26 protein-coding genes are annotated in these 22,758 nt (G+C 67.9%); 12 read left to right on the plus strand and 14 right to left on the minus strand.

Annotated elements, in window-relative coordinates; genetic code table 11:
• Positions 1-57: 57 nt before the first annotated feature.
• Positions 58-558 (plus strand): hypothetical protein, encoded by a 501-nt coding sequence (locus EER30_RS40405; protein ID WP_127507071.1) that lies wholly within the window; start codon positions 58-60, stop codon positions 556-558.
• A gap of 389 nt (positions 559-947) precedes the next feature.
• Positions 948-2,702: a carbohydrate-binding module family 20 domain-containing protein gene (locus EER30_RS40410; RefSeq protein WP_164842663.1), complete on the plus strand. Its 1,755-nt coding sequence runs from the start codon at positions 948-950 to the stop codon at positions 2,700-2,702.
• Between the two features lie 27 nt (positions 2,703-2,729).
• On the opposite strand, the gene EER30_RS40415 is transcribed toward EER30_RS40410, so the two are convergent.
• From EER30_RS40415 to EER30_RS40425, 3 genes are all read right to left on the minus strand, one after another.
• The gene (locus EER30_RS40415; RefSeq protein ID WP_127507166.1) at positions 2,730-3,485 is read right to left on the minus strand and encodes a maleylpyruvate isomerase family mycothiol-dependent enzyme; all 756 of its coding nucleotides are present in this window, start codon (positions 3,483-3,485) and stop codon (positions 2,730-2,732) included.
• Between the two features lie 134 nt (positions 3,486-3,619).
• Positions 3,620-4,558 carry a GNAT family N-acetyltransferase gene (locus tag EER30_RS40420; RefSeq protein WP_205650635.1) on the minus strand — a complete coding sequence of 313 codons (939 nt, stop codon included), beginning with the start codon at positions 4,556-4,558 and terminating at the stop codon, positions 3,620-3,622.
• 21 nt (positions 4,559-4,579) lie between these two features.
• On the minus strand, positions 4,580-5,419 hold the full coding sequence (locus EER30_RS40425; RefSeq protein WP_127507073.1) for a helix-turn-helix transcriptional regulator: 840 nt from the start codon (positions 5,417-5,419) through the stop codon (positions 4,580-4,582).
• Between the two features lie 168 nt (positions 5,420-5,587).
• Here EER30_RS40425 and EER30_RS40430 point away from each other — a divergent pair, with 168 nt between their 5' ends.
• Entirely contained in the window at positions 5,588-6,514 is a 927-nt protein-coding gene (locus tag EER30_RS40430; RefSeq protein WP_127507074.1) for an SDR family oxidoreductase, read from the plus strand.
• Positions 6,515-6,597: 83 nt separating this feature from the next.
• On the opposite strand, the gene EER30_RS40435 is transcribed toward EER30_RS40430, so the two are convergent.
• Positions 6,598-7,086 (minus strand): DinB family protein, encoded by a 489-nt coding sequence (locus EER30_RS40435; RefSeq protein WP_164842664.1) that lies wholly within the window; start codon positions 7,084-7,086, stop codon positions 6,598-6,600.
• A 154-nt stretch (positions 7,087-7,240) separates the two neighbouring features.
• On the opposite strand from EER30_RS40435, the gene EER30_RS40440 reads away from it, so the two are divergent.
• On the plus strand, positions 7,241-9,073 hold the full coding sequence (locus EER30_RS40440; protein ID WP_127507078.1) for a HEAT repeat domain-containing protein: 1,833 nt from the start codon (positions 7,241-7,243) through the stop codon (positions 9,071-9,073).
• A 141-nt stretch (positions 9,074-9,214) separates the two neighbouring features.
• On the opposite strand, the gene EER30_RS47630 is transcribed toward EER30_RS40440, so the two are convergent.
• The gene (locus tag EER30_RS47630; RefSeq protein WP_164842665.1) at positions 9,215-9,382 is read right to left on the minus strand and encodes a hypothetical protein; all 168 of its coding nucleotides are present in this window, start codon (positions 9,380-9,382) and stop codon (positions 9,215-9,217) included.
• 553 nt (positions 9,383-9,935) lie between these two features.
• Here EER30_RS47630 and EER30_RS40445 point away from each other — a divergent pair.
• The 3 genes from EER30_RS40445 to EER30_RS40450 all read left to right on the plus strand — a co-directional run bounded on the left by EER30_RS40445 (position 9,936) and on the right by EER30_RS40450 (position 12,115).
• On the plus strand, positions 9,936-10,919 hold the full coding sequence (locus EER30_RS40445) for a UvrD-helicase domain-containing protein (protein ID WP_240670613.1): 984 nt from the start codon (positions 9,936-9,938) through the stop codon (positions 10,917-10,919).
• A gap of 4 nt (positions 10,920-10,923) precedes the next feature.
• Positions 10,924-11,082 (plus strand): ATP-binding domain-containing protein, encoded by a 159-nt coding sequence (locus EER30_RS49105; RefSeq protein WP_240670614.1) that lies wholly within the window; start codon positions 10,924-10,926, stop codon positions 11,080-11,082.
• A 688-nt stretch (positions 11,083-11,770) separates the two neighbouring features.
• Positions 11,771-12,115, plus strand: a complete 345-nt coding sequence (locus EER30_RS40450) for a hypothetical protein (protein ID WP_127507080.1) — start codon at positions 11,771-11,773, stop codon at positions 12,113-12,115.
• A gap of 125 nt (positions 12,116-12,240) precedes the next feature.
• Here EER30_RS40450 and EER30_RS40455 read toward each other — a convergent pair whose 3' ends face one another.
• From EER30_RS40455 to EER30_RS49115, 5 genes are all read right to left on the minus strand, one after another.
• Positions 12,241-12,606 (minus strand): hypothetical protein, encoded by a 366-nt coding sequence (locus tag EER30_RS40455; RefSeq protein WP_127507082.1) that lies wholly within the window; start codon positions 12,604-12,606, stop codon positions 12,241-12,243.
• 234 nt (positions 12,607-12,840) lie between these two features.
• Positions 12,841-13,365: an NUDIX hydrolase gene (locus EER30_RS40460; RefSeq protein ID WP_240670619.1), complete on the minus strand. Its 525-nt coding sequence runs from the start codon at positions 13,363-13,365 to the stop codon at positions 12,841-12,843.
• A gap of 236 nt (positions 13,366-13,601) precedes the next feature.
• Positions 13,602-13,994 carry a HEAT repeat domain-containing protein gene (locus tag EER30_RS40465; RefSeq protein WP_240670615.1) on the minus strand — a complete coding sequence of 131 codons (393 nt, stop codon included), beginning with the start codon at positions 13,992-13,994 and terminating at the stop codon, positions 13,602-13,604.
• A 600-nt stretch (positions 13,995-14,594) separates the two neighbouring features.
• Entirely contained in the window at positions 14,595-14,849 is a 255-nt protein-coding gene (locus EER30_RS49110) for a response regulator transcription factor (RefSeq protein WP_240670616.1), read from the minus strand.
• Positions 14,815-15,342 carry a response regulator gene (locus tag EER30_RS49115; RefSeq protein WP_240670617.1) on the minus strand — a complete coding sequence of 176 codons (528 nt, stop codon included), beginning with the start codon at positions 15,340-15,342 and terminating at the stop codon, positions 14,815-14,817. The genes EER30_RS49110 and EER30_RS49115 overlap by 35 nt, the downstream gene beginning before the upstream one ends.
• Before the next feature lie 342 nt (positions 15,343-15,684).
• Between EER30_RS49115 and EER30_RS40475 the strand changes: the two genes are divergently transcribed.
• Positions 15,685-16,752: a hypothetical protein gene (locus EER30_RS40475; RefSeq protein ID WP_127507086.1), complete on the plus strand. Its 1,068-nt coding sequence runs from the start codon at positions 15,685-15,687 to the stop codon at positions 16,750-16,752.
• A 14-nt stretch (positions 16,753-16,766) separates the two neighbouring features.
• The gene (locus EER30_RS40480) at positions 16,767-17,975 is read left to right on the plus strand and encodes a NucA/NucB deoxyribonuclease domain-containing protein (protein WP_127507087.1); all 1,209 of its coding nucleotides are present in this window, start codon (positions 16,767-16,769) and stop codon (positions 17,973-17,975) included.
• Positions 17,976-18,165: 190 nt separating this feature from the next.
• Here EER30_RS40480 and EER30_RS40485 read toward each other — a convergent pair whose 3' ends face one another.
• A complete protein-coding gene (locus EER30_RS40485; protein WP_127507089.1) occupies positions 18,166-18,582 on the minus strand; it encodes a hypothetical protein in 417 nt (138 codons plus the stop codon).
• Between the two features lie 804 nt (positions 18,583-19,386).
• Here EER30_RS40485 and EER30_RS40490 point away from each other — a divergent pair.
• On the plus strand, positions 19,387-19,719 hold the full coding sequence (locus tag EER30_RS40490) for a hypothetical protein (protein WP_127507091.1): 333 nt from the start codon (positions 19,387-19,389) through the stop codon (positions 19,717-19,719).
• A gap of 350 nt (positions 19,720-20,069) precedes the next feature.
• Here EER30_RS40490 and EER30_RS40495 read toward each other — a convergent pair whose 3' ends face one another.
• Entirely contained in the window at positions 20,070-20,450 is a 381-nt protein-coding gene (locus EER30_RS40495) for a hypothetical protein (protein WP_127507093.1), read from the minus strand.
• Positions 20,451-20,705: 255 nt separating this feature from the next.
• Positions 20,706-21,062 carry a MerR family transcriptional regulator gene (locus EER30_RS40500; protein ID WP_127507172.1) on the minus strand — a complete coding sequence of 119 codons (357 nt, stop codon included), beginning with the start codon at positions 21,060-21,062 and terminating at the stop codon, positions 20,706-20,708.
• A gap of 59 nt (positions 21,063-21,121) precedes the next feature.
• On the opposite strand from EER30_RS40500, the gene EER30_RS40505 reads away from it, so the two are divergent.
• A complete protein-coding gene (locus tag EER30_RS40505) occupies positions 21,122-21,829 on the plus strand; it encodes an SDR family oxidoreductase (RefSeq protein WP_127507095.1) in 708 nt (235 codons plus the stop codon).
• A gap of 284 nt (positions 21,830-22,113) precedes the next feature.
• Here the strand turns inward: EER30_RS40505 and EER30_RS40510 are convergent, their stop codons facing one another.
• Positions 22,114-22,347, minus strand: a complete 234-nt coding sequence (locus EER30_RS40510) for a hypothetical protein (RefSeq protein WP_127507097.1) — start codon at positions 22,345-22,347, stop codon at positions 22,114-22,116.
• 143 nt (positions 22,348-22,490) lie between these two features.
• On the opposite strand from EER30_RS40510, the gene EER30_RS47635 reads away from it, so the two are divergent.
• Positions 22,491-22,637 (plus strand): hypothetical protein, encoded by a 147-nt coding sequence (locus EER30_RS47635; protein ID WP_164842667.1) that lies wholly within the window; start codon positions 22,491-22,493, stop codon positions 22,635-22,637.
• Positions 22,638-22,758 lie beyond the last annotated feature (121 nt).

Here is a 22,758-nt window from a genome sequence, read left to right on the forward strand (position 1 = left end):
TGCGTTCGGCCCGCCTCACGACGAAACCGCCTGGTGCACGTTGCCTACACTCCGCCTGTGCGGATCGGTCGACGGCGCCTGGGCTTCGCCCTCGCGATACTCCTGCTGGTCTCGTTCTCAGCCTTGAGCGCGACTGCCTTCGTGCGGTGGAGGGCCGCCGGCACCGCCCACGACATCGCCCCGCCTGCGGGAGCGGTCGCCCAGCTCTCCGACGGCGGCCGATATGAGACCGTCGTCGCCGACCGGGCCCACATCATCGCCCTCGGCCTGCGCAGCGACCGGGGTGCGCCCACCGTTCGCACGTACGCCCTGCCGCCGGACTCGCCGTGGCTGCAGTCCCGCAAGATCGTCGCCACGCAGCTCGATCACTGGGAGCAGGTCGGCTCCTGCGCCGACGATCGCCAGGCCCGCATCGTCGAGTGCGCGTGGCGTGAGCCGACCCGCTGGTGGCCGCGCGAGGTCCGGCTCACCATGATGCGCCCACCACCGGCGACGGAGAACCGCGACGGCTGGCCCGACGCCACCTTTCTGATCATCGGATCCGGCCGGGCCGCCTGAGACCCGGTCCGCGGACGACCGAGCCGGCCGACGGGGGCGGGGCACAGGCAGCCGGACCACCCCGCCCCAACTGATCGATACATGTATATGCATTCACTTGCAAGATGGCGGCAAAGCCTTCCAGTCACTGCAAGTACTTGCTAAGGTCCGTTCCCATGTGAACGCGGGATTACGTCCCTGTCACCGGCTTCGTCCCTGGTGGTTTGACGTGCCGCGGTTCCCATGCAGCGAAACCTGTCGTTGAAAGAAACACCAGGTCGTTGGAGGAACCCCGTGCCCCCACCACGACGGCTGCTCGCCGTCCCCGTCAGCGTGTCGCTTCTCAGCCGGCCTACCCACGCGGCAGCCCACACCGAGACAACGGCCCCCATCCGACGCAAGGAGAACCGATGAGAAAGCTCATGTCGGCCGTGCTCGCCGCGGTCCTCGCGGCGCTGGTCCTCGGCCCGCCCCGGCAGGCCGCCGCCAAACCCGACGCGAACCCCGGGCCGCGCGACGTGATCGTCCACCTCTTCGAGTGGCCGTGGGCGTCGATCGCCTCGGAATGCACCAACGTGCTGGGCCCCAAGGGTTTCGGCGGCGTGCAGGTGTCGCCGCCGCAGGAGCACGTCGTGCTGCCGGGCGCCGGCTACCCGTGGTGGCAGGACTATCAGCCGGTCAGCTATCAGCTCGTGACCAGGCGCGGCGACCGGGCCGCGTTCGCGAACATGGTCAGCACCTGCCACGCGGCCGGCGTGAAGATCTACGTCGACGCGGTGATCAACCACATGGCGGGCGGGGCGTCCACGGGCAACGGCACCGCCGGATCGTCGTACAGCCACTACTCGTACCCGGCTGTGCCTTTCGGGACGAACGATTTCCACCACTGCGGGCGCAACGGCAACGACGACATCGCCAACTGGGGCGACCGATGGGAGATCCAGAACTGCGAACTGGTCGACCTTTCCGACCTCAAGACCGAAGCCGAGTACGTGCGGGGCAAGCTGGTCGCGTACCTCAATGATCTGATCTCGCTCGGCGTGGACGGTTTCCGGGTCGACGCGGCCAAGCACGTTCCGGTCGCCGACCTGCAGAACATCTACTCGCGGCTGAACGACACGCCGTACGTCTTCCAGGAGACGATCGAGGGCGGCGCCGGCGAGCCGAGCCCGACGGAGTACACGGGAATCGGTGACGTGACCGAGTTCCGGTACGGCGATGTCGTCGGCACCGCGTTCCGTGACGGCAACCTGGCGAACCTGAACAACCTGCCGTCGCAGATGCTGCTCGCCGGCGGCGACGCGGTGGCGTTCATCGACAACCACGACACGCAGCGCAACGGAAGGGCGAAGCTGACCTACAAGGACGGCACCAACTACGCGCTGTCCGAGGCGTTCCTGCTGGCCTACCCGTACGGGACGCCCGCGGTCATGTCGTCGTTCACGTTCAGCAACCCGGAGGCGGGGCCGCCCGCGACCTCGAACGGCACGACGACCGCGGTGAACTGTTCGTCCGGCTGGGCCTGCGAACACCGCTGGCGTACGACGGCCAACCTGGTCGGGTTCCGCACTGCGGCACACGGCACGGGCGTGACGAACTGGTGGTCGAACGGCGGGAACCAGATCGCATTCGGGCGCGGCTCGAACGCGTACGCCGTCTTCAACCGCGGCGGTTCGCTGAGCCGCACGTTCAGCACGTCACTGCCGGCGGGCACCTACTGCGACGTGGCGAACGGCGACGTCAACGGCCAGACCTGCACGGGTACGGCGTACACGGTCAACGCGTCGGGCCAGTTCACCGCGACCGTCCCGGCCAACGGCATGCTCGCGCTGCACATCAACGCGCGCACGACCGGCGGCGGCAACGGCTGCACCACAGTGGCTGTCACCTTCGCCGCCAACGCCACCACGGTCTGGGGCGAGAACGTCTTCGTCCTCGGCAACCGCGCCGAGCTGTCGAACTGGAACACCAGCGGCGGCCTGGCCCTGTCGTCGGCCACCTACCCGGTGTGGCGCGGCACGGTGAACCTGCCCGCGAACACCGCGGTCGAATACAAGTACGTCAAGAAGAACGGCTCGGTGGTCGCCTGGGAGTCGGGCGGCAACCGGACCCTGAACACGGGCACGGCCTGCACCCTCACCGTGAACGACTCGTGGCGTAACTGACCATCGGCCTCGGGGCCCGGGTTCTCCTCAGATGACCTCGGGCTCCCAGGCCGCGAGCAGGTCGAAGATGCCCGCGTCACCCTCGATTTTCAGCGACGTGGCCGGGACCCGGCCGTAGAGCGCCAGTACCAGCTCACCGGCCGTGCCACGGAACGAGGCGTCGGCCCGTTCGTCGCCGCCGCGGGTGACCCGCACCCCGTCAGCGGCGAGCGAAAGCCGCCAGGACGGCGCCTCGACAGCGTCGTAGACGACAACCGCAGGTTCGTACGGCCATCTGTACGGCCCCGCGCAGCACGTCGACAGGAACTCGTCGACGCCGTCGAGCGCCACGTCCTCGGGCAGCGGCTGCGGGGCGCCGGCGGTGAGCTGGGCGTCGTACGTGTGGACCGCGACCTGCTGAAGCTGATGGCGGGCGACCGCGCCGGCCGTCTGCGGCGACTGCGACCCACCCCACCAGGTCCAGCAGCCGCGGTCCGGCCCGGCCTCGCGCAACGCGTCCTGCAGCAGCTCGGTCGACTCGGCCAGCCAGGCCAGCAACGCCTCCCGTTCCCGCGGCGCGGGCGCGACGTCTACGGGCGCGGCCTTGGCGTCGGCGGGCCCGGCGGCCACGGTGGCGGCCCAGGCGCGGCGGCCTTCACCCAGGTGTTCCGCCAGGTCGAACAGCGTCCACTCGGGGCACGTCGGCACCTGCGCGTCGAGGCTGGGCGCCGAGCCGATGGCAGCTCGGAACGCGGCCGACCTCTCGTCAATCAAGCGCAGTAGGTCGTCGAACTCGAGCGTCATCGTCACCCGCTTTGTCTATCACCGCGGTCAAACGTTTTCCGGGCCGGGCAATCGACCGGGGCCCGCACCGAAAGGTTGGACGGGCCCCGGTCCGCGTCAGGACGCGACCACCCGCAAGGCGAACTCGGTCCGCGTCAGGACGCGACCACCCGCAAGGCGAACTGGTGATAGCCGAGTCGTTCGAAAGCGGCCGCCATCGGCGTGTTCGTGCTGTCGGTGTCGGCCCGGATCGTGGCCGCGCCGTCCTCGGCCAGCAGATGGGTGATCTCGGCGAGCAGGTCGTCGGAGTACCCATGCCCGCGCTGTGCCGGCACCACGCCGAGGTAACCGACCACCGGCCCGCCCGCGTTGGCCGATGGCAGGGCGCACCCGACCAGCGCGCCCGTCTTGTCGTGGGCGAGCCGCCACCGCTCGCGCGGACCCGGCATCGACCGGTATCCGGCCACATCCTCGACGGCGTGCGCGCGGGCGCCGACCCGGGCCACGCCTTCCCGGGTGGCCACGTCGAGACTGCCGACCGAGATCTGCTCGAAGATGTCGACGAACGCTTCGTCGTCGGCCGGCGTGAACGTCAGGCGTTCCGAGCGTGCCGGCAACGGCGAGGCGCTCGTCCATTCGTACCGGGGACGCTCGGTGACGGTTGTGAGCCCGGCCTCGGCGGCCGCCGCCAAGCGGATGGTGATCGCGGGGTCGTGGCGGCGTTCGGGCTGGGTGAAGATGTGGTACTCGGCCGGTGGCGGCACTTTCCGGATGAGCTCGGCCCACAGCGGAACCGGGTCGGGAACCGCCGCCCACAGGCGGTCGAGGGCCAACGGCCTTTCCCCATCCGGGAATCCCCACCAAACGGCAAGTCCGGCGAGCGTGTCACCCTCGAGGGCGAGCCACGTCCACTCGTGCCGATAGCTGCCGTCGCGCAGGAAGTCGACGAACCGTTCCCGGGTCGTGGTGTCGACGGACGGCTCGGAAAGACAGGTCAGAACGCGGTCGAGATCGGACTCGACCATGGTGCGGAACAACAACGAAACCTCCAGGCAGAAACCGTTGAGCTGAACACGGCGCTCCTCCCTCCTCATCGTCGTTCGCTGACCGCGCCATCATGCCAGAGCCGGCGCCCCGATGATCGACAGCAGTCGCAGTTTCTCGTAGCTGTCGGTGCCCGGCACCGCGGTGTAGACCAGCAGCAGGTGCGACTGCACCGGGTCGATCAGCGCCTGACAGTTCAGCTCCAGCAGCCCGACCTCCGGGTGCAGGAAACGTTTGACCTCGTGTGGATAGAGACCGATCTCGTGCTCCTCCCACAGCGCCCGGAACTCGTCGCTGCCCGCCAGCAGCAGGTCGGCCAGGTGCGCGGCCCGGGAGCCCAGCCCGTGCCGGGTGGCGACCGCCCGCGCCCCCGACGCGAACATCCGCGAGAGGAAGGCGTGGTCCTCGGGCGCGTAGAGCGCGCGGGTCGCCGGGTCGGTGAACCACCGGTAGCCGATGCTGCGGGCCGGTCCACTGAACCGGGTCGCGTCGCCGGTGAGCGCGACACTCAGCGCGTTCTGCCGCAGCGTCTCCCCCAGCTCGGTCACGATCTCGGCCGGCGTGTCGTCGAGGCGGTCGAAGACCCGCAGCATCCCCGGGCTGATGTGCTCCCCCACGGCCGTACGTATGGGTGGCTCGTGCCCGGCCAGCCGGAACAGATGGTCGCGTTCGTCGAGTGACAGGTGCAGCCCCTGCGCGATCGACGCCAGCATCTGCGCGGACGGCTGCGGCCCGCGCTCGCGTTCGAGCCGCGCGTAGTAGTCGGTCGACATGTGGCACAGCGACGCCACCTCCTCGCGGCGCAGCCCGGCCGTCCGCCGCCGGCGCCCACGCGGAAGCCCGACATCCTCGGGTTGCAGCACCTCTCGCCGGCGTCGCAGGAACTCCGCCAGCCCGGTCCGATCGATCACGCCACGCCCCTTTCCTTCGGTGCTGGCTCGTTTCTATCCCCTGCTCAGCCCCGCAGCCAGGACCTGAGAATCCCCCCTTCTCATCCTCGGATCACCAGGCCGTTGTTGCCATCGCCGCCAAGCCCGAACCTCGAAGACACACCCGTTCAGCGCAGGAGAGGCGAGCCCATGCCACGAGGATCATTCGACATCACCGTTCCCGACCTGTCCGGCAAGCGGGCGGTCGTCACCGGCGCGAGCGACGGCGTCGGGCTGCGCCTCGCCGCGCGACTGGCCGCGGCCGGCGCCGACGTCGTGCTCCCGGTTCGCAACCCTCGAAAGGGCGAAGAGGCCCTCGAACGCATCGGAAGCCCCAACGTGTCACTCCGAGCGCTCGACCTCTCGTCGCTCGACTCGGTGGCGGCCCTCGGCGAGACGCTGCGCGCCGAGGGCCGCCCGATCCACATCCTCGTCAACAACGCCGGCGTCATGACCCCGCCCGACCGCCAGACGACCGCCGACGGCTTCGAGCTGCAGTTCGGCACCAACCACCTCGGTCATTTCGCGCTCGTCGCCCACCTGCTCCCCCTGTTGCGCGCCGGCCACGCCCGCGTCACCTCACAGATCAGCATCGCCGCGAACCAGGGCGCCATCAACTGGCCCGATCTGAACTGGGAACGTTCCTACAACGGCTCCCGCGCCTACAGCCAGTCCAAGATCGCGTTCGGCCTCTTCGCCCTCGAACTGGCCCGCCGCAGCCAGGAGGACGGCTGGGGCATCACCAGCAACCTCTCCCACCCCGGCGTCGCTCCCACCAACCTGCTGGCCGCCCGTCCCGAGGTCAACCGAGCCAAAGACACCGTGGGCGTACGAATCATTCGGGCGCTTTCGTCCCTAGGCGTCCTGGTCGGCACGGTCGAAACAGCTCTATTGCCCGCGCTCCTGGCAGCCACGACCCCCGACGCGGCCCCGTTCTACGGCCCGAGCGGCCCGGCCCACCTCGGCGGCCCGCCCGCCGAACAGAAGCTCTACTCCCGCCTGCGCGACCCCGAGGAGGCCGAGCGCGTCTGGCAGATCTCCGAGGAACTCACGAAGGTGTCCTACGCCCTCGCCTAGCGGCTGCGAGCCGCTCGTACCCGTTGCGCCCTCGCGGGGCGTTCGCGCCCCAACGTCCGGTGACGCCGTCGATCTGGCGCGCTTCAACGCCCGGTCGCGCCGTCGATCTGTTCGCGCAGAATGTCGGCGTGACCCGCGTGCCGCCCGGTCTCCTCGATCAGGTGCACCAGCGCCCAGCGCATCGACGGTGCTAACCCGCGCCCCGGCACCCGAGGCGCGTCCGCCGCCAGATCCACGCAGCTCTCGATCACCCGGTTGACCTGCTCATTTGTCTCCCGATAGGCGGCCAACAACCCGTCGGCCGTCTCGTCACGCCGTGGCCGCATGCTGCTGCGCATATTGCCCATCGGCTCGCCCAGAAAGTAGAAGCGCTCCACGCACGTCAAATGCTTGATCAGCCCGAGCAGGTTCGTTCCCGAGGCCACGCCGCCCGCCCGCACCTGCGGTTCCGGCACGTCGACAACTTTGCCCGCGATCGACTCCCGCAGATAGTCGAGGAACCCGAGCAGGGTCGCCTTCTCATCACCCCCGGTCCACGGCGGCCCGGTGTCCTTGGCACGTCGCCTGCGCACAACCCGCTCGTTCGCCGTCGTGTCCATCCGTCGCCACCCCTCTCCCGGTCGCTCGACCCGACCCGGCCCAGCATCACAACCCTCGTCGAGCATCACCAGAAACCTTGCTGATTCCGCAAAACGAGCCCGGCGAACCGGTCCGTAGGCTGCCCCCGTGCTCAACGGCCTCGACGAGATCGTCTGGAAAGACCTGTCCCACGCCTACGGCAGCGCCCAAGACACGCCCGATTTGCTCCGCCGGGCAGCCTCCGAAGACGGCGCGACAGCCGCCAAGGCGATCTCCGACCTGCACGGCAGCCTCTTCCACCAGGGCACGGTTTACCCGGCTACGGTGGCCGCGGTGCCCTTCCTCGCCGAGTTCGCCGCCCACGCGCCCCGCCGCCGCCACGAATTCGCCCTGATGCTGGGCATGCTGGCCGACGACCACCACGCGTACGGCGACGAGTTCGCCGACGTCCGTTCCGCAGTCGCAGCCCAGTCTGGGCTCCTGGCCGGCCTGCTCGACGACCCCGAGCCTTCGGTCCGCGCAGCGGCGGCCTACGCCACGGCGACCGCGGGTGTGACCCCCGACGTGCTGTGGCGGCGCTGGCCAGTGGAGAACGACCCGGCCGTACGGGCGTCGCTGGCCTTGGCGTTGGCCGAGACCTCTCCCGCCGCCGCCCGGCAACCGCTCGAAGAAAGCGCCGTCCGAGGCGAACCTCGCGTACGTGTCGCCTCCGCCGTGGCACTACTCCGCGCGGGGTTCGACTGGCCGGCGGGCACGGTTCCCGCCCTGGTCTCCGCGATCGACATCGGCGCGTCCATCGCGCACCCCTGGGTACGGGGTCCGGAGTGGCCGGTGGAGGTCGCCGTCTCGGCATCGACCCCGCTGGCGCGCGCACTTATCGAGCACATGCTGCGGTCTGACGCGGCGAGAACCCGTACGGCTGGGCTCTGGGCCTTGAGCGCCCGGTGCGACGCTCTGCGTTCAGCACCACCGATCTTCGTGCCTCTGATCACGCCGCTCCTGGACGACCCGGATCCCGCCGTTCACGAGGCGGCCATGAACGTCTTGCGTCGCGCGGGTGCCGCAGCCGCACAGTTCGCCAACGCGGTGGCCGCCGTCGCGGCCCGTTTCCCGGAAACAGCCGGAAACCGAGGCTTCACCGTCGAATACCGAGCGGTCGAGACCCTCCACCGGCTCGGCGACCCTCGCTGGGTGAGCCCGGTGTGCGAAGCCGCCACCCGCGGCCACCAGCCCCGTTTCTCGTCCGGAGCGGTCCGATTCACGCCAGCGGTGTTGAACGCGATTCAGGCCCGTTTGAAGACCGATCCAGCAACCGCCGAAACCCTGGCCGGATCGGTGAGCCATTGGGGCGCGAACGCCGAACCTCTGCTTCCGGATCTGCTGGCCGCCTTCGACCACGCCGGTCCACGCATTGCCGAAACCCTTCTCGCGCTGGGCCATGACGATCCCCGAGCCGTCCGCCATTGGGAGGCGAATGCGCGGACCGGTGACCTTCGAGCCGCCCTGGCCGTATTGCGACTGACCGGCAACCCCCAGGCGGTGCTCGACGCTCTGCACACCATCCTGGCCGGCGACGGCCGATCCCCGTCGACGCATCCCTCCGACATTGACAGGCTGGGCGACGCTCTGAAGCCGATGCTCCCGGTCGCGACCGCTTTGCTGACCGGCACGGCTGACCCGGTCCACCCCCGAAGTCGACCGTGTCAGTCCGCCGATCGAGGCCATCGAATGGTTCACCGCCGACGACGAGGAGGCGTTACGCCAGGACGGGTTGCCCCGGGCGGATTCGGCACCGAGGTCCTAGCTCGCGACGTCGTTGCTGCCGCAGTTGCCATCCGAGAGCGGAGACCCACAGGCAGATTCCTCCGCTATCCGCCTGGATGCCTTCAAGAACGACCCGGCGCAGGCCGTCGCGTGGATCGCGTCCACGCCGCCCACCGCGACCTCAACTCCGTCCAGGTCCTGGTCGCCGACGGGTGACGCCAACGTCAACCCTCCCGAAAACAGCGGATCGCGGCAGTGCACCGGGCTTCTTCATCGTGTGAGGCGCGCATGGCTTGACGTCAGCCACAGCCTTGCGCCTGCCGGCAACCACCGTGTGCGGGGCGCGTAGGAGAGACGTCAGCGGACGCAGACCGCCGATCGCGCGATGCGGCCATCGCCCGCCTGCGTCACAAGTCCTCGGTCGCGGCGCGTGGCGAGCCGGTGCAGCTCCCGGGCGATGAGCAACTGGAGCCGGCCGGGCGGCAGGTCCGGCACCGCCGGAGCGCACGGCAGGGCCGAGTGCATGAGGCAAATGTGCGCGCCGATACGTATTGGCTGGTTCGCGGGTCGCGGAGAGATGCTGCACGAAGTCGAGCAGATGCGGGCGGGCGCACGCCATGGACGTCGGGTCAGAAATGCCTCACGGTCGTCATTGTCGCGCCGTGCGTCGAAGGCAGATTGCCATTCTAATTGGGCGTCGGACCGGGTACGTAGCCATTGAGATGATCTCGATCCTTAACTCTTACTCACACTCCACCAGTGCTCAGGCGCGCTCATGGGACTTCCTTCCTGTCGGTCGCCGTCAATAGCGACTGACGCTCAAGTTTCCGCATGCGATTGACGTAATTAGTAGATCGTTCGAGTGGCCACAACGGCCGCTCGATCGGGGTAGCCGTTCAGTACACCCGCCGTACGGCCGGGAAGTGAATCACCATTGGGCGAGGCCACGATCGGGTCCGGACTGCAAGGCGATGAGACTCTTGTCTCCGCCGGCAGCGAGCCCGGGCGGCCAGGAGAAACTGCCCCTATGCTGGCCGCCGAAATACCTACGATCCGATCCCGATACGAGGATTCGCGAATGCGCCGGAATTCTGCTCTGGACAGCCGCACGGCCGTCGCCGCGATCGGCGAGGAACAGGTGTTTCTCGACCAGGCCACGGTCCGGCGCGACAAGCTTGCCGACCACCTGCAGGCCGAGCTCTCGGTGGAAGCTCTGGACGCGTTGGAGCGGGCGCGGCTGCGCATGCTCCGCCAGCAGTACGAGGAGCTGCTCCGGGCAACCGAGGGGCTGGTCTTCGGCCGCATCGACGGCGTCGATGGCACCGTGCGGCACATCGGCCGGGTCGGCCTCCGCGACGACGAGGACGACGAGCCGCTGCTGGTGGACTGGCGCGCTCCCGCGGCCCGGCCGTTCTACACCGCGACGGCCGTCGACCCTCAAGGTCTGGCCCGGCGCCGGCACATCCGCACGACGGGATCGGCCGTCGTCGGCGTGGACGACGAGCCGCTCGACGGGACCATCACGACGGATCTCGTCGGCGAAGGCGCCCTCCTGGCCGCACTGGACGAGCGGCGCACCGGCCGCATGTCCACGGCGATCTCCACGCTGCAGCGCGAACAGGACGACATCATCCGGGCCGAGGCGACCGGCCCACTGATCGTGCAGGGCGGTCCCGGCACCGGCAAGACCGTGGTGGCGCTGCACCGCGTCTCCTACCTGCTCTTCGCCCACCAGACGATGGCCGACCAAGCTGTCCTGGTCCTCGGCCCCTCCCCGCGGTTCCTCGAATACATCGGCCAGGTGCTGCCCGCGCTCGGCGAGACCGCGGTCGTCGCGGCGACCTGCGACACCCTGCTGCCCGGGATCAGCGTGGCACAACGCGCCACCGCGGGCCGTACGCGCCTCCGGCATCGCTCCCTGGGTGCGCCCCGTCACGCCCGCCGAGCTCGGCGACGCCGCCGCCGAAGCTGTACGGCAGCTGCGCGAACGGTGGTACGGCGGCACGGTCGGCGTCATCACCCCGGCCGGCCGTATCGCCGAATTGCAGGCCGCACTGGATGACGACGTGCCGGTGCTGTCCGCGGCCCAGTCCAAGGGCCTCGAATGGGACGCGACACTCCTCGTCGACCCCGAGGGCATCACCGCCGAACCACGCGGCTGGAACGGCCTCTACGTCGCACTCACCCGCTGCACCCAAGAACTCGGACAGCTGGTACTCGCATAGTTCGTTCGACGTCCAGCTCGGCCAAGCGGAGACGGTGCGGCCCGACGACCACACCGGTTGCCAGATGGCGTGACCCACACCGATCGCAGTCGCCCAACTGCAGACCTCCGTGCCGCCGCCACGTGACCACCTCGATCGATGAGCTGACGAACGCGAAGGCAAGCGCACTCGTACGCCGAGCACTATCGGCGGCAGATCCGGACTTGGGATCACCACCAGAGCCACTGGGCGTTGTGGCGATGCTGCTGGATGGTGGGGATCGTGTCGACGCTTCCGTCGCCGCGGTGCTCCTTGATGGCATTTCGGCATGCGACATGGGCTGCCTGCCGCTCTCGACTGGTCCAGACATGTTGGATGAACCAGCGAGGCGGGCCACCGCCACCGACGAGCAGTCGCAGGCCAGTTCGCGGGTGATGCGGACCGTCTCTGTCCGTGCGAGACATAGTTCCCCCTTTCGGAGCCGCGGGTGCGGCACCTAACGGGGATGGAATTCGCCGCTCAGTCCTGCGTGACAGTCGACAATCATGACTTGCAGGATGGACCGAGCCATCCGTTCATCGGCAGTTCAGCACGTCAACTGGGGGACGCTGACAACCACGGAGCGTGACGGGCCGCCGCTGGTGGGTGCGCACGATCGGCCGGCAATATCGGATGCTGGATCCGTTGCGTCGATGAGACCATGATCAGCATGCGCGCAAGGCAGTTGACTGAGCGGGAGCGTGCGGTGCTTGATGCACTGCTATCCGTCGACATCGAGGGCGCCGAAGCCTTGCTGTGCCAGGCGTCGGAGGTGGTTGTCGTCGACACGTGCGGCTGTGGCTGCCCATCCGTCGACTTCCAGCATGGTCGCGTTTTCGGGATGAACGTACGAGTCAATGCGGACGTCACGGACTCTTACGACGGGCTGTTCCTGTACACGATCGAAGATCTCGAGCGAGGTGAGATCCTCGGCGGCATCGAGTGGGTCGGCGTCGGGGAGACGAATCCAAACACGTTCCCTTCGCCGCACCTTCTCGATATCCGGCCTGCTTGATCCACCGCGCGCTCATCGGCTGTCCGTGAGCCAGCCGTCACTGCGCACCGTGACGCTGCGTTGCGACGGCATCGCGGCAAATCCGGATGTTGGCCGCTGATCACGTCGCTTGGGTCGAGGTCGGTTCAGGCCAGGGGATCTTGCATCTCACTGTTCAACCCGAGCACGAGAATTGTCGGTTCCCCGCCGGCGTCATCGACCGGGTCGACCCGGAAACCTGAGTGCCGAAGTACCTCCGTCAGTGCGTTACGCATGGACAGTGAGATCGAGCCGTAGAGATCGAACACCGGACCATGTCGGTGCCCGGCCATCAGGCTGTCCCGGACAGTCTTCGAAAGTTCGGGCGACGGTTCCCAGTTGACGTAAACACCTCCGGCCTCGTCGTTGGCCGCGTCGACCTCGACTAGCGCGCCGCCCTCCACCGGCAGTCGGTCACCGGCGAGGACGCGGACACCGGCATAGCCAAGCGCCGCGCAGACCTTTTTCGCCAAGTCCTTCCGGGCGGCGACACTGACATCGTCGGCGCGAAGATGTCCGGACATCCCATATCCCTCGACTGTTCGGCGGGGCGTGAAAAGCCCCGGGTGGAGGCTGCGGCAGTTATCTTGTCAGCCGCGTAGATGCACTCAACTCGGCATGTCCGTGAGCCGGCTGCCACGACGCACCGCCACGCGGCGTAGCGACCGGATCGCGGCAATGAGGATGTCGGTTGCCGGGGCGTGAGCTCATTTCCTGGGTCTCGCGAGTGCCGCCAGGGCTCGAGTCGTCAGCAGAGCGTTGTATCCGCTGAGAACGGGCAGATGGTCCGGGTCGAACCAGCCCAGTTCGAACCCCTCCTCGCCGTCGGGCACAGCAATACCGACCACACTGCCGGCCAAGAACGTCACGCCAACGACGTACGCCTGGTCTCCGTTGGGATAGGTGAGTCGGAAGTCCGGACCCGAATACACGTCGAGCTGCCGGAGCGACCCGGCGGTCAGGCCGCTCTCGTCGAAGAGCTCGCGACGGGCGGCGTCTTCGAAGGACTCGCCGAGCTCCACAACGCCACCGATGAGGCCCCAGAGGCCGTCGTCGACGCGCCGCTGGAGCAACCAGCGGCCCTCATCATCCACGACGACGATGCCGGCCGCGGCGAGTAGCATCGGCCGGTGCCCCACGAACGCGCGCATCTCACTGACGTACGTCACGGAGGCATCGTAGATCGGGAAGACCACCCGACGTGTCTTGAGGTCGCGACAGCAAGCCAGCATCCTCCGCACGACGCCAATCTCAGCGCGGACCGCAGATCCGTGCACTGACCATGCGCGGGGCCGCCTGGAGCGGACTGCATCGCCGTCAGCCCTGCAAAGCCAAGACATAGGCGGACGGAGCACAGAACTAACTGGTCGATATCTCCGCACGAGGCATGGGAGCCGACCCGTCACGGAGGAGTACGAGTTGGCGAAGAAGACCAAACCGGTCGCATGCGCGGGCCTGTAGAAGCTGGCTACCAGCCCTCACGGTCCATCACGAGCCGTCCATCCCGCAGGAGCCCGCGCTCGACGAGCAGCCGACGCCCCTCTTTGAGGTTTTGCAGCGCGCGCGCAGCACGCCACCGGAAATCCTCGCGCTCGTGGTCCAGCGCCTCGACCAGCAGTTCAAAAGCCTGGTCGGAGGCGGAGTCGGCGATCAGCTCAAGGAGCCAATAGCGGTCAATGGTATCGGGATGCCGATACTCGGCCATGAGGTCTTCCACGTGCGCACAGGCCAACGGCCCGAGAAGGCTGAAACCATCTTCCTTGAGCTGCGGGTCTCGGCTGCGCATGAGCTCGAGGGAGCGCTCGAAGTTGCCTTCGGCGCGCTTGAGAAGGCGCTCACGCTCACGCATCCAGTCCCGCACGGCATCGAAGCTACAGGTTGCGCGCAGCGACCTCATGGCATTTCCCAAGGCGGCGCACCGGCCGCCCATAGCTAAGACGAGAGCAACCCTCATTTTTGCGACTCGTGGCGCTCTCTCATCGGCTAGATCCGGTCGCCGATCGCGCAAGAGGTCGGCCACAGCACGTGACAACTCTTGGCCGGCGGCCTTGATTCGGTCTTCTGCGGCACATCCTGTCGCTTGCCCTGGGCCGGTCTGGCTACGGCCCATCCGAAGGCCCAACTCAGACATGAACAGCAATCAGGTACGACGTCACCCTGCACTCGTTCCGCGCGGCCTGCCGCAGGGGAACCAGCACCGACCCGGTCGTGCAGGCGTCGGCCAAATGTTCAAATGGTGCCCGCCGCCCCAGTCAAGCGGTTCTTTTGTCACATTCGTCGGAGCCCGGTCGCCGTCTGCGTCACCAGGGGTTGCCATGACTGTTCTGCCGATGAGTCGGCCCGGCACCCGGCGGAAGAGTCCATTGAACCGGCGCTGGCCCGGCGCGGTGCCGAGTACCGCTTCGCGGGCCGACCTGGTTGGCCGCGGCGCCGTCGTCATCGACGGCGCTGGGCCGTCGCCTCACCTGGCTTTCCAGACGAGCAGGGCCGCCTCTACCCGATTGCGCACGCCGAGCCGTACGAAGGCGGATGTCAGATAGCCCTTCACGGTAGCTTCGCTGAGGTGCAGCGCCTCCCCGATCTCCGCGTTGGACCGCCCTTCGGCGACCAGGTGAAGCACGTCGCGTTCTCTGGGGGGCAAGCTTGCGAGCGTTTGCCCGATGGTATTGACAGTTGCGCGCTCACCGGCGGCCGAGCGGGCGTCGCCGATGACCATGGCAGCCACGGCAGGCGAGGCACGCCCCGCCCGCCATGACCGCCCGAAGACCAGCGAGCAGGTCGCGCGGATCTCCTGCTTTCAGAAGGAACCCGTTGACGCCCAGACTCACAGCGCGGCGGACGTATTCGCTTTCTCCGAAGGTCGTGAGCAGGATAAGGCGCTGGCCCGGCCACCTTCGACGAATCTCGGCCGCTGCCGTGAGTCCGTCACCACCGGGCATACGGATGTCGAGCAGGACGACATCCGGTACGCAGCGCCCCACCTGTTCGACCGCTTGGTTCCCGTCGATCGCCTCGCCCACGATCTGCACCGCGCGGTCGCTCGTCAGGATCGTCCGAAGGTTGCCGTCGGTGAAGTAGCGACAATGCCAGGTTGCGGCGACCGGCCCGGTCGGGATGAGGCGGATCGGGGCCTGCCGCCGCGGTAGGTCTTGCACGGATGCGACCGGCTGTCCAACCGCCAGGCTCTCGAACCGGTCCGGTTCGACCACCGTTGCGTACGTGGGCCCAGGTGTGGAAGGCGAGGAGCATACCGAGCACCGCGAGCGCCGGTCCGAGCATCCAGCGCAGTGCCGCCGTGCCAGGCCGCCGACTCGCCGGTCCAGCGTCGATCATCGGCGGGTTTCCAGCTGACGAGCCAGCAAGGGGAATGCGGGCGAACGTCACACGCGAGCCGTCGGCGCCACTGACGGACAGCTCGCCGTTGAGCACTCGCGCGCGCCGCTCCAACCGGGCCAGGCCGGACCAACCGGCGGTGTCCGCGTCCACGGCGCCGGCCGTGGTCACGGTGACGCACTGAGCATCGTCCTCGATGGCGAGGCGGATGTCTATCGGTGCACCCGGCGAGTGCTTCACCGCATTCCGACGACGGGGTCGAGTTCGGCCTGATGGCGTCGTTCGACCCGGAGGCCGGCACGCAGGGCTACCTGCCGTACTGGACGGAGTGGGGAAACGACACCGAGGAGACCCATCCGATCACGAACACGCCATACGGCACGCTGCCCGACGACCGTCAGCACCACTATGTGCTGGTCACCACCTCGGGCGGGAGCGGGCAGTACGACGTGCTCTATGACTACAACCCGGTCGGCACTACCCGGCTGCAGGAGGGTGGCCGGTATCGCGACGCGTTCGCGATGACGACCGTGCAGAACCCGAACACGGTCTCGTTCCCCGCCGCGTTCGAGAACCGGCTCCAGATGCAGAACGGCAACGGAATCTATTTCAAACCCGGCACCGGCCAGGTCAGCCGCTCCGAGCCGAAGACCTGCGGCGCGCTGCCGACCGACGTTGACCCGCTCTGGGATGAGATCAATGTCGCCCCGTGGTGCCTGACGACATCGCTCGGTGTGACCGGCAACGAGGTGCAGTACATGCGGGTGTCCAAGCCGAACACCAGTCTGGCCAAGGCGCCGGCGGTTGCCGCCCCGGTGCCGTCCTCCGCTCCGGACGTCCTCAACGGCGTCGATCAGGCAAAACTGCGTGCCTGTGTGGCCCAGGGCGAGTCGCCCTGCTTCGATCAGGTGCCGGGACTACGGGCCTGTGTGGACGCGCGCCTGGTTTGCAACGCGGCGGCGGCTGCGGTCGGCGATGCCACGGCCGGGCGGATCACCGGCGGACAGGCCAAGGAAAGGGTGGCGACTCGGCTGCGGCTCACCGACCGTACGAAGATTTCCTCAGCCGCAAATCGAGCTTCTGATCTTCCCTCCGCGTTACGCGCGAAGCTGCCCGCGACGCTCGCCACCACCGCGCCGGTCACCGTGGTCACCGGCAACGGTGAGGTGCACGGGCTCAGCGCCGGCAAGGACCGCGTCTACCAGGGCCATCTGACCGTCCTCGACGGCGCCACAGGGGCGCTCGTCTACGCCTGCCTGGGCCGCGACTGCCCGGCCGCGCAGTGAAGGGGGAACCGCTGATGCGATTGTTCCGAGCCGTGATCGTCGTGCTGACCGCAGCGGCGGCGTTGTCCGTCCCAGCCCTGCCGGCCGACGCCGAGCCGGCCTCCCCGGAGCGGGGAGTGGTGCGGTCGACAGCTACCTACGTGCCCGGGAAGAGTCGCCAGAGCTCCACCCCGCCGGCGCCGCAGCAATCGGCCCCGCAGCGTCGCGACACCCCGGAGGACGAGGCGTTCAAGCAACAGTGCGAGGGCCAGGACGCCGCGCTCGACGAGTCCGGCTGGTTCCGTGACCGTTTCTCGCAATGCACCCGCCGTACCTGGATCATCTTGGTTCTGCTCAACGGCGTACCGGTCGGCGACGTCACCTCCAAGATAACCATGCTGGGGTACGGCAGTAACGGGTCCCGGGAGATCCGCTACGTCGTGTACGTCGACGACATCAAGAAGACCGCCGCGCCGAATTTGATCCTGGAGACCCTGCAGATACAGGTCAACTTCGCCGGATGCTCCTCGCCCCAGGTCGACTGCCCGCTGCTGACCGGGCGGGACGCGCCGGTCACGGCATGGAGGCTGCAGGACGACTGGTCGGTCAGCTTCACCTCGCCGGAGGTGGCTGGTGGTGGCGAGCAGCGGGTGCCGCAGACGCTCTACCTGCGGTTGTGGGCGCACAGCCCGCAGCCCGACTTTGTCTTCGACCCGCCGTTCGACTCCAGCACCTCACGGTCGCGATACGACTCGGCCACCTACGTCGGTGCGTCGCGGGGCGCGGTGTTCACCGACTACCAGATGGTGTTCCCGGTGGACCTCAACGATCCGACGCAGGACGAGAGCGCCCGGCACATCCTGGACGCGCAGGAGCACCCAGAACGCACCTTCCCGAGCTGGGTGGGCAAGAGCGTGCCGGGCAAGACGGAACCGCTGACCCGCCTCTACACCCCGGACGGCCAGTTGAAGGAATCCAACCGGACCAAGTCCATCGCGATGTGCAAGAACGTCTGGGGTGATTACGACGGCTCGGTCCAGCAGTGCGACGAATACCCATTCGCCAGCACCTACCAGGGCGCCGCGACCGGCGCCCCGAATCCCAGCGACCTGCAGCGTTATTCGGTGCGGGTGATCGACGGCAACGACAACGTCCACGTCGGCCGGGATCTGTTGGAAAACAATTTCTACAAGACGAACCGCGTCCTCGACCAAGACCAGTTCCTGGTCCGCGTCGACCGCTGACCGCCCGGCCCGGCCCGGCCCGGACAGCGCACCGGGCCGGGTCGGGTCAGCAGGCCGGGCGGGACCGGCGGCTTTGCCGCTGATCAACCGGCCCGGACAGCCAGCAGCGTGGGTCCGCGGCCCAGCCGCTTCGCGGTCAGCCCGGGACAGCGGGGGACCGATCTTTCAACGCCTTCGTGGGGCGGCGCCGTCAACGGCGTCGCCCCGATGGCCAGATCTGCAGGCGGTACTGTTCGCCCGGCTCGTGATAGGCGGTGACCCGGACGCCATACTCCCCGGCCCCAGAAGGCAGCGGCATCCCGGCCTGGACCGCCGAGTCCTGCGACTCGTCGATGCACCATTGCCCGGTGCTCAGGTCGATCTCACCCTCCACCGCATAGTCGAACGGCGCCTCGTCGCCGGTGAGCAGCGGCCGACGCGACCAGATCTCGACCGCGGCGCGTACGCTGCCCGGATCGGCCACCGTGCGCACGGCCACCGCCGAACCGGCGAAACCGACGTCGTCGGCGTCGGCCATCTGGCCGGCCGCCTGCATATCGGCGAGGTACCCGTCGGCTCGCGCATGCAGCCAGAAGGTACGGAAGGAGGGCGAGACAACCGTCTCCACGGCGGACAATCGAACGGCCATACCGACTAACTTTCCAGCTGGTCCCAAAGGTTGCGCAAGACGAGAACATCGCGCCACATCTGCGGGTTCGCGAAGCAGGCGCGGGTCGCCGCAGGCCGCAGAGTCCCTATGCCCGCGCTCGGATCGCGGCAGATGAATGCGCCGCGGATACTCGTGCAGCGCATGCCGGGTCGAGGGCGATCAGGCGACGGCTCGTGGCGGTCTCGGGCGGCCCGATAGTGATGAGGCGGCCGTTGGCGACGCAACTGCTCCATCCTGGTGACACCGGTGTCCAGATCCGCTTGACCCAGTACAGGTGCCCGGTACGGCTCCCGGCCGGCAGTCATGACCGTCGTCGTTCGGCAACGCCGACCGAATGTTCATATGGTGCCCGCCGCCCCAGTCAAGCGGCTCTTTTGTCACATTCACCGCTAGCCCAAGCACCGAGTGGACGAAGGCGACTTCGCGGCCCTTCGAGACGTTGGCCGTCTGGGCAGGGGGGCGGTCGGAGCTGGCCCAAGCAGGCGCCGGACCGGTCTCGGTCTTCTGCGGCTTCCGGTCGACCTCTTGCCCGACGATCCCGGCCGTGCTCTGCACCGAGTCTCCGATTCTCTCGATGATCATGCTGGTCGCCGAGCTACTGCTAATCGAGCTGACCTTCTTGCACTCCACCGACGACAGACGCGCACGGTCGCTGCCGCGCCATGTCGGCGGCCAGATGAGGACTCGTCGAACGGCCGAGAACGCGGAAAGTGTGGCGGATCAGACGACCCGTTGCGAGATCGGCCGTTCTATCTTGACCGGATGCCTGAGATGTTCGAGGTCGACCGCGTCGACCGCATCGCGGATATTCTGTTCGGCGTCGCCACAGCAAAGGGATTGATCGGCTACGATCCTCTCGCCAAGCGGGTGGATACCCGGCCGGATTTCCTGAGTCAGCCGCTCGACAAGGTCTGCCGTCGAGCATTCGACAGGGGCGAACCACTATGGAGTGCCCTCGTCGTCTCCAGCAGCTCTGGCCGACCGAGTTCCGGCTCCTACGGTCTGGCGCGAAAGATGCGGCCCGAGTACGACGCACTGAGCGACGACGAGCTGTGGGCGCAGGAGCGCGAGCGCTGCTACGTGGCAGGCTCTTAACGGCTTCGGGGTCCAGGGGAGGCATCTATCGCCGGGGGTTGCCGCACTGAGCGTGGTGGCAGGTCGCATGCGACGGAGTTTGCCGATTCGATCCTGGAAGCCGGGGTGAGCGTGGGCAGCGACGGCCGTGCCGGCCGGCGGCAGGGATGGTCGCGGTGCTGGGGACTGGCGTACTTGCCGATGCCTGAAGTTGTTTCGCCCAGAAGTGCCACGTTCGAGGTCCGGGACGACGCCGGTGCTGGTGCTTGCCGTCGATCCGCCTGCTGACGTTACGGCGGAGGGGCGGTCGGTGTTCAACCGCCTGCCGGTGGTGCCGGTCGGCCATGAGTCACGGCCGGCCGGCCCCGAAATCAGTGCAGAATGATCTTCTCGTTGTCCACTGTGAGGATTAGGACCTTGCGGTCCGATCGCCAGCGGCGCTTCTCGTTCTCCTCGTGGCCCTCGCCGTGCAGGTAGGCGTTCGCCACCTTGAGGATCTGCGTCACGGCTTCGAGCTGGTCGGCCCGGTCGTACGCCGTGAGTTGCCAGCTCCAGCGGCCCTCGTCGAAGTCGACCAGGTAGGCGCCGGTGCCGTGGGTGGAGAAGCCGACCTCGCCGGGCAGGCCGCCGGGCGGGGTGATGCGGGCGTACAAGGTCTCGTCGCGTTCGTCGAAGGCGATCGACAAGCCCAGGGCGGCGGCCGCCCGGGTTGCGCTGTCGGCCGTCCCGGCGTAGGTCAGTTCGTCGGACATGTCCCGCCTCCCGCCAGTATCGTCGCCACCAGGCCCTGGCGGTTCCCCGTTGCCAGTTGTCGATGCCGCCGTGGCGCCGTGGCGCCGTGGCGCCGGTCGATGCGAAAGTGCCAGCGGAAGACCCGCTGCTGCCACGGGCTCATCTTCCTACGGTGGTTGCGGGCAGGACCGATCGAGATGCGCCAGTGATGCACGGCAGAAGGCCTCGCCTCGTTCGCGAGGATTTGCGCCAAAACTGAATCTGGGTCAGCTCAGTCAGTTGCAGTCGTTCATCGGTTGGTCGATGTGGGCGATCACCTCGGTCAGCTGAATGCGGGCCTTCGCCAGTTCGGCGATCTGCGCGTCGATGCGTTCGCGCTCGGCGGCCAGCCGCGTTTTTGCGACGAGCGGGGTGATACCTGCACGGGGACAGGGCAGCAACTCGGCGATGGTCCGGCTGGACAGGTTCGCGGCGAACAGCTGCTGGATGAGCTTGACCCGCTCGACGGCCATCTCGGAATAGCGGCGCTGACCTGTTGAGCTGCGCTCGGCGGGTAGCAGCCGTTGTTGCTCGTAGTACCGCAGGGAGCGTGTGCTTACGCCTACGCGGGCAGCCAGTTCTCCGATACGCAAAGTGACCACCGCCACATTTCTTTGCTATTGTCACTGGTGTCAACTTCTAGCGTACCGGCATGCACATTTCTGGAGCGATTGCCCTGGTTACCGGCGCAAACCGCGGACTAGGCCGCCAGTTCGCCATCCAACTGCTCGAGCGTGGCGCCGCGAAGGTGTACGCCACGGCCCGCCGACCCGAACTCGTCAACATTCCCGGAGTAGAGGTTCTACCCCTGGACATCACCGACGCGGCCTCGGTGGCCGCAGCCTCGGTGGCTGCCGGCGACGTCAACATACTCGTGAACAATGCCGGGGTGGCCTTCGGCACCGACCTCGTCGCGGGTGACCTCGACGTGCTCCACCGAGAGATGGACGCCAACTTCTGGGGAACCCTCTCCGTGATCCGGGCGTTCGCGCCGCAGCTGGCCGGCGGCGCGATTCTCAACGTGCTCTCGGTGCTGTCCTGGATCGGATTTCAGGGTTCCGGCGGGTACGCGGCTTCGAAATCGGCCGAGTGGAGCCTCACCAATAGCGTGCGTCTCGAACTGGCCGGGCAGGGGACGCAGGTCACCGGCCTGCACCTGGGGGCTGCCGACACTGACATGACGGCCGGCTACGACGTTCCGAAGGCTGATCCCGCGGTGATCGTGAAGGCGGGACTGGACGGCCTCGAAGCCGGCGACTGGGAGGTGCTAGCCGACGAGTGGTCCCGTGTCGCAAAGGCCGGTCTCACCGCGGACCCCCGTGCGTATTACAACGACCCGTACAGCCTGCTGCAACAGTGAGGCAAGTGCGGCGGACGCGGGTGACTCACCCCCGTCCGCCGCACTCCTGGAAAGGCGCGGTTATGTTATGCCCGGCTGAGCATGTGGACAGGTAGCTCGTAGTGCCCCTTTTTTAGGATGTCCGTGCCACAGGCGATCGGACAGGGGATCGGCATCTCCGGCGTGGACCATCGTGACGCCGGTGCCGCTCTCCGTGGAACCGAGGTACTCCACGAAGAGCCCAGCGGAGAGTTGAGATATGTCCAGGCGTCGTAGGACGCGCCTGGGAGACTGTCGCAGTGTTTCTACGGCGTTACCTGAGCAGCTTTCAGCCGCCGGCCGATGAAGCCGTGCTGAGCGAACTCGGACCGCAGCCGGATGACGACTTGTTCTGGCCGGCTTTCCTGCTCTCGTTCGGTGGTTCCCTCACGGCCGCCACGGCCTTCGACGTCGATCCCGCTGATGTCGAAGAGTACGCAGAAGAAATGCACCATCCCGGCTGCTGGCCATTCTTGATGGTGCAGCTCGCCCGTGGGCACCGCTTGCACCTTCTCTTTCGCAACCTCGAGGGTGACTCGGGGTGGGGTTACCTCCTTGAACCAGCGGGTTCCGACTCGGTCATCATGTTCGCCGCGCTGGAGGGGGCTTCCAAGGACCGGGCCTCTCGTGGCGAGAGCTTCTCGTGGTCGCTGCTCAGACGGACTCCGAACGCACACAGGCAGAACGCCTCCTGCTGTTGTTGCCCGCTGTCGGCGATGCCGACCTGCCGCTCGACGCCGAGGAATCGGTCGCCACGGCCTTCACCGAGGTCGGTGGCCGGCGGGAGTAACGGCATGAGGTTGCTGGCGAGCTACTGACCGCGAGCCGTCGTTTCTGGGGTTCCCCAACCTGGGTCGAGTACCAAGGCCCGCTCGGGTTGCGTGGGAACCCACGCGACGGCGGTCGCGGCG

This window comes from Actinoplanes solisilvae (assembly GCF_003999975.1).
Lineage (GTDB): Bacteria > Actinomycetota > Actinomycetes > Mycobacteriales > Micromonosporaceae > Actinoplanes > Actinoplanes solisilvae.

What these genes read in the sequence shown, in the direction of transcription:
- EER30_RS47630 (WP_164842665.1), bottom strand. Translation starts at nt 9,382, where the DNA reads ATGCACTCGGCCCTGCCGTGCGCTCCGGCGGTGCCGGACCTGCCGCCC.
- EER30_RS49110 (WP_240670616.1), bottom strand. Translation starts at nt 14,849, where the DNA reads ATGGTCATCGGCGACGCCCGCTCGGCCGCCGGTGAGCGCGCAACTGTC.
- EER30_RS40430 (WP_127507074.1), top strand. Translation starts at nt 5,588, where the DNA reads ATGCCACGAGGATCATTCGACATCACCGTTCCCGACCTGTCCGGCAAG.
- EER30_RS40460 (WP_240670619.1), bottom strand. Translation starts at nt 13,365, where the DNA reads ATGCTGGCTTGCTGTCGCGACCTCAAGACACGTCGGGTGGTCTTCCCG.
- EER30_RS40495 (WP_127507093.1), bottom strand. Translation starts at nt 20,450, where the DNA reads ATGTCCGACGAACTGACCTACGCCGGGACGGCCGACAGCGCAACCCGG.
- EER30_RS40420 (WP_205650635.1), bottom strand. Translation starts at nt 4,558, where the DNA reads ATGAGGAGGGAGGAGCGCCGTGTTCAGCTCAACGGTTTCTGCCTGGAG.
- EER30_RS40505 (WP_127507095.1), top strand. Translation starts at nt 21,122, where the DNA reads ATGCACATTTCTGGAGCGATTGCCCTGGTTACCGGCGCAAACCGCGGA.
- EER30_RS40415 (WP_127507166.1), bottom strand. Translation starts at nt 3,485, where the DNA reads ATGACGCTCGAGTTCGACGACCTACTGCGCTTGATTGACGAGAGGTCG.
- EER30_RS40410 (WP_164842663.1), top strand. Translation starts at nt 948, where the DNA reads ATGAGAAAGCTCATGTCGGCCGTGCTCGCCGCGGTCCTCGCGGCGCTG.
- EER30_RS40445 (WP_240670613.1), top strand. Translation starts at nt 9,936, where the DNA reads ATGCGCCGGAATTCTGCTCTGGACAGCCGCACGGCCGTCGCCGCGATC.
- EER30_RS40480 (WP_127507087.1), top strand. Translation starts at nt 16,767, where the DNA reads ATGCGATTGTTCCGAGCCGTGATCGTCGTGCTGACCGCAGCGGCGGCG.
- EER30_RS40490 (WP_127507091.1), top strand. Translation starts at nt 19,387, where the DNA reads ATGCCTGAGATGTTCGAGGTCGACCGCGTCGACCGCATCGCGGATATT.
- EER30_RS40450 (WP_127507080.1), top strand. Translation starts at nt 11,771, where the DNA reads ATGCGCGCAAGGCAGTTGACTGAGCGGGAGCGTGCGGTGCTTGATGCA.